General features: G+C 63.8%; 5 protein-coding genes and 1 pseudogene. All 6 read left to right on the plus strand.

Features of this window, described 5'->3' with window-relative positions:
* Positions 1-3: 3 nt before the first annotated feature.
* Positions 4-78, plus strand: coding sequence for an ABC transporter ATP-binding protein C-terminal domain-containing protein (locus tag AC1D0P_RS23935; RefSeq protein ID WP_477679026.1), 75 nt, complete (start codon positions 4-6; stop codon positions 76-78).
* A 2-nt stretch (positions 79-80) separates the two neighbouring features.
* Positions 81-551, plus strand: a pseudogene (locus AC1D0P_RS23940) (ABC transporter ATP-binding protein); the annotation flags it as partial.
* A 108-nt stretch (positions 552-659) separates the two neighbouring features.
* Positions 660-1,409 (plus strand): putative hydro-lyase, encoded by a 750-nt coding sequence (locus AC1D0P_RS23945; RefSeq protein ID WP_477679027.1) that lies wholly within the window; start codon positions 660-662, stop codon positions 1,407-1,409.
* Positions 1,410-1,459: 50 nt separating this feature from the next.
* Positions 1,460-2,422 carry a TRAP transporter substrate-binding protein gene (locus AC1D0P_RS23950; protein ID WP_477679023.1) on the plus strand — a complete coding sequence of 321 codons (963 nt, stop codon included), beginning with the start codon at positions 1,460-1,462 and terminating at the stop codon, positions 2,420-2,422.
* Positions 2,423-2,434: 12 nt separating this feature from the next.
* Positions 2,435-2,998: a nuclear transport factor 2 family protein gene (locus AC1D0P_RS23955; protein ID WP_477679024.1), complete on the plus strand. Its 564-nt coding sequence runs from the start codon at positions 2,435-2,437 to the stop codon at positions 2,996-2,998.
* Between the two features lie 48 nt (positions 2,999-3,046).
* The coding region (locus tag AC1D0P_RS23960; protein WP_477679025.1) for a hydantoinase/oxoprolinase N-terminal domain-containing protein at positions 3,047-3,438 on the plus strand (392 nt) is incomplete at its 3' end.

The following is a 3,438-nucleotide window of genomic DNA, read 5'->3' on the forward strand; positions in this document are numbered from 1 at the left end:
GGCGTGAAGATTGCCGAAGGCACGCCGAAAGAGGTCTCCAGCGACCCCGTTGTCATTACCGCTTACCTGGGGGACTGAAGATGCTGGAGATCAAAAACCTCAAGGTCTGCTACGACGACGTGCTGGCGATTTCCGACGTCAGCCTGAAGGTCGAGCCCGGAAAGATCGTGGCGCTGGTGGGCGGCAACGGCAACGGCAAATCCACCACCTTGCGCGCCGTGGCGGGCCTCAATGCGGCCGCAGCCGGCAGCATCAGTTTCAACGGCGCGGACATCCAGCGCATGCCGGCGCACAAGCGCGTTCCGCTGGGCCTGTCGCTGGTGCCCGAGGGCCGGCGCCTGTTTCCGCGGCTGACGGTGCTGCGCAACCTCGAGCTGGGTGCCTTCACGCGCATGGACAGGCACGAAGTCGCGCGCGGCATCGCCGAGATGCTGGAACTGTTTCCCATCCTCAAGGAGCGCGCCGCGCAGCTGGCCGGCACCATGAGCGGGGGCGAGCAGCAGATGCTGGCGATTGCCCGCGGCCTGATGGCACGGCCCAAGCTGTTGATGCTGGACGAACCGTCCTGGGGCATCGCGCCCAAATTCGTCACCAAGGTGCTGGAAGTGATACAGCAGGTCAACGCCACCGGCGTGTCGATTTTGCTGGTGGAGCAGAACCTGCAAAAGGCCCTGAACATGGCCAGCCGCCGCGGCGAGTTTTCCTTGCCCACCGCGGGGCACGCCGACGGCCATATCCAGGCCAACCTCATGATCGTGCCGCAGGCCCAGGCTTTTGACTTCCTGCTGTTTTGCCAGCGCAATCCCAAGCCCTGCCCGCTGGTGGAGGTGCTGAAAGCCGGCGCCACGGAGCCCCTGTGCGCGCCCGGCGCGGACATCACGACCGACATCCCGGGTTACCGCGTTTACCGCGACGGCGAATTTGTGGAAGAGCGCGGCGAGATCCGCTCGATCTGGCGGGACGACTATGTGGCTTTCCTGATCGGCTGCAGCTTTTCTTTCGAGGCCGCCGTCATGCAGGCGGGCATTCCCCTGAGGCACGTTGAGCAGGGCCGCAATGTCGCTATGTTCCGCACCAGCCTCCAGTGCCAGCCCGCCGGCGTGTTCAGCGGCGAAATGGTCGTCACCATGCGGCCCATCAAAAGCCGCGACGTGGCGAAGGTGGTGGAGATTTCTGGCCGGTTTGACGTCGCGCATGGTGCGCCCGTTCACATCGGCAATCCGGAGGCCATCGGTATCACCGACCTGTCGCGCCCGGATTACGGTGATGCGGTCGATATCAGGGACGACGAAGTCCCGGTGTTCTGGGGTTGCGGTGTCACGCCGCAGTGGGTTGCCCAGAAAAGCCGTTTGTCGATGTGCATCACCCATGCGCCGGGCAAGATGTTTGTGACCGACCTGAAAGGGTGAGTTCCATGCACCCGCCGCCGGGCTGATCCTCAACTCCCAAGGAGTTCTCCATGAAAGCAATTTTGATAGCCGCGCTCGTCGCGGCGGGGGCAGCGCACGCCCAGACAGCCTGGAAGCTGGCCACGGGCTACCGGGCGGAGTCCTTCCATACGCAGAACATCTACCAGTTTGCACGCGAAGTGGAAAAGGCCACGGCCGGCCAGTTGTTGATCGAAGTGCATCCCAATAACACGATGTTCAAGCTGGGCGACATCAGCCCGGCGGTGCAGCAGGGCAAAACCGAGGCTGGCGAGACCATCATGTCCAGCATGGTGAAGGACATCCCGCTGGCCGGCGCGGACTCCATTCCTTTCGTCGTCACTTCCTACAAGGACGCGCATCGTCTCTGGAAGCTGCAGCGGCCCGGCCTGGAGAAGCATTTCAACGAGCGCGGCATGAAGCTTCTTTACGCCGTGCCGTGGCCGCCGCAAGGCCTGCACTCTAACAAACCGGTGCGGGGCCCGGCGGACTTTCGCGGCACCCAGATGCGCACCTACAACCAGACCACCCTGCGCATCGCCGAGATGCTGGGTGCCAAACCGGTGGATGTGGCCATGGTCGATGTGGGCAAGGCGCTGGCCGAAGGCCGTATGGACAACATGATCACCTCGGCGCTGACCGGCGTGGAGAACAAGGTGTGGGGCCCGATCAAGTATTACTACGAGATCAACGCCTGGTTCCCGAAAAATGCGGTGTTTGTGAACAGCAAGGCCTTTGAGGCGCTGAAGCCCGAGGCGCGCGCCGCCGTGCTCAAGGCGGCGGGCGAGGCGGAAGTCCGCGGCTGGCTGGCCAGCCAGGCACTGGCCGCCAGCGCCACGGAGGACCTGCGCGCCAACGGCGTGAAGATAGAGCGCATCCCGCCCGAACTGGACCAGGAGATCAAGCGCATGGGCGAGAAGTTCTCGCGCGAGTGGATACGCTCCGTGGGCAATGAGGCCAATGACATTTTTGTGCCCTACTACATGCCGCAATAAGGCGGTACACCTATGAAAACACCTTCCGGCGCGATCACCGCCTACCTTCATGCCAAGGACGGCAACCGCCCCCATCTGCTGGCCCGGGCCTTTACGGACGATGCCTTGCTGCAGATGACCGTCCATACCAGCGCGATTTCGTTCCCGCCTGTGTCCAGGGGGCGGGAGGCGGTTGCCGAGGTGCTGGTGCGCCGTTTCGGGCAGGCCTATGAGAATGTCTACACTTTCTGCCTGGCTTCCCCGCCGGAGGGCAAGGCGGAGGTGTTTCGCTGCGACTGGCTGGTGGCCATGACGGAAAAGGACAGCCGCGCTGTGCGGGTTGGCTGCGGCCGTTACGATTGGTGTTTTTCGCCGCCCTCATGCCTGGCGGAAAGCCTTTCGATCACCATAGAGGCCATGCAGACCCTGCCGGCCTCGCACGCGGACGAGGTCATGGGCTGGGCAGCCGGCCTTCCCTATCCCTGGTGCCCGGCCGGGGCCGCTCTGCAAAGCGCGCCGGAGATCCGGCAACTGGCGCCGGTACTTGGGTACATTGGCAGGGAACAGCCGGCCGGTTTTTCGGCCGCCAGATCCTGAAGTCCTGGACATCCGCAAAAACACGTTAACTCTGAAATCACAAAAACCATGCAAGACACCACTTCCAAACCGGGCGGCGACCGTTGGCAATTCTGGATAGACCGCGGCGGTACCTTCACCGACATCGTGGCGAAGAAGCCCGACGGTTCACTGGTCACGCACAAGCTGCTGTCGGAAAACCCCGAACAATACCGCGATGCGGCCGTGGCCGGCATACGCCACCTGCTGGGCCTCAAGGCCGGCGAGCCGATACGCGCCGACGTGGTCGACTGCGTGAAGATGGGCACGACCGTGGCGACCAATGCGCTGCTCGAGCGCAAGGGCGAGCCCACGCTGCTGGTCACCACGCGCGGCTTTCGCGATGCGCTGCGCATCGCCTACCAGAACCGTCCGCGGCTGTTTGACCGCCACATCGTGCTGCCCGAGCTGCTTTACAGCGC

This window comes from Polaromonas sp. P1_G2 (assembly GCF_056405515.1).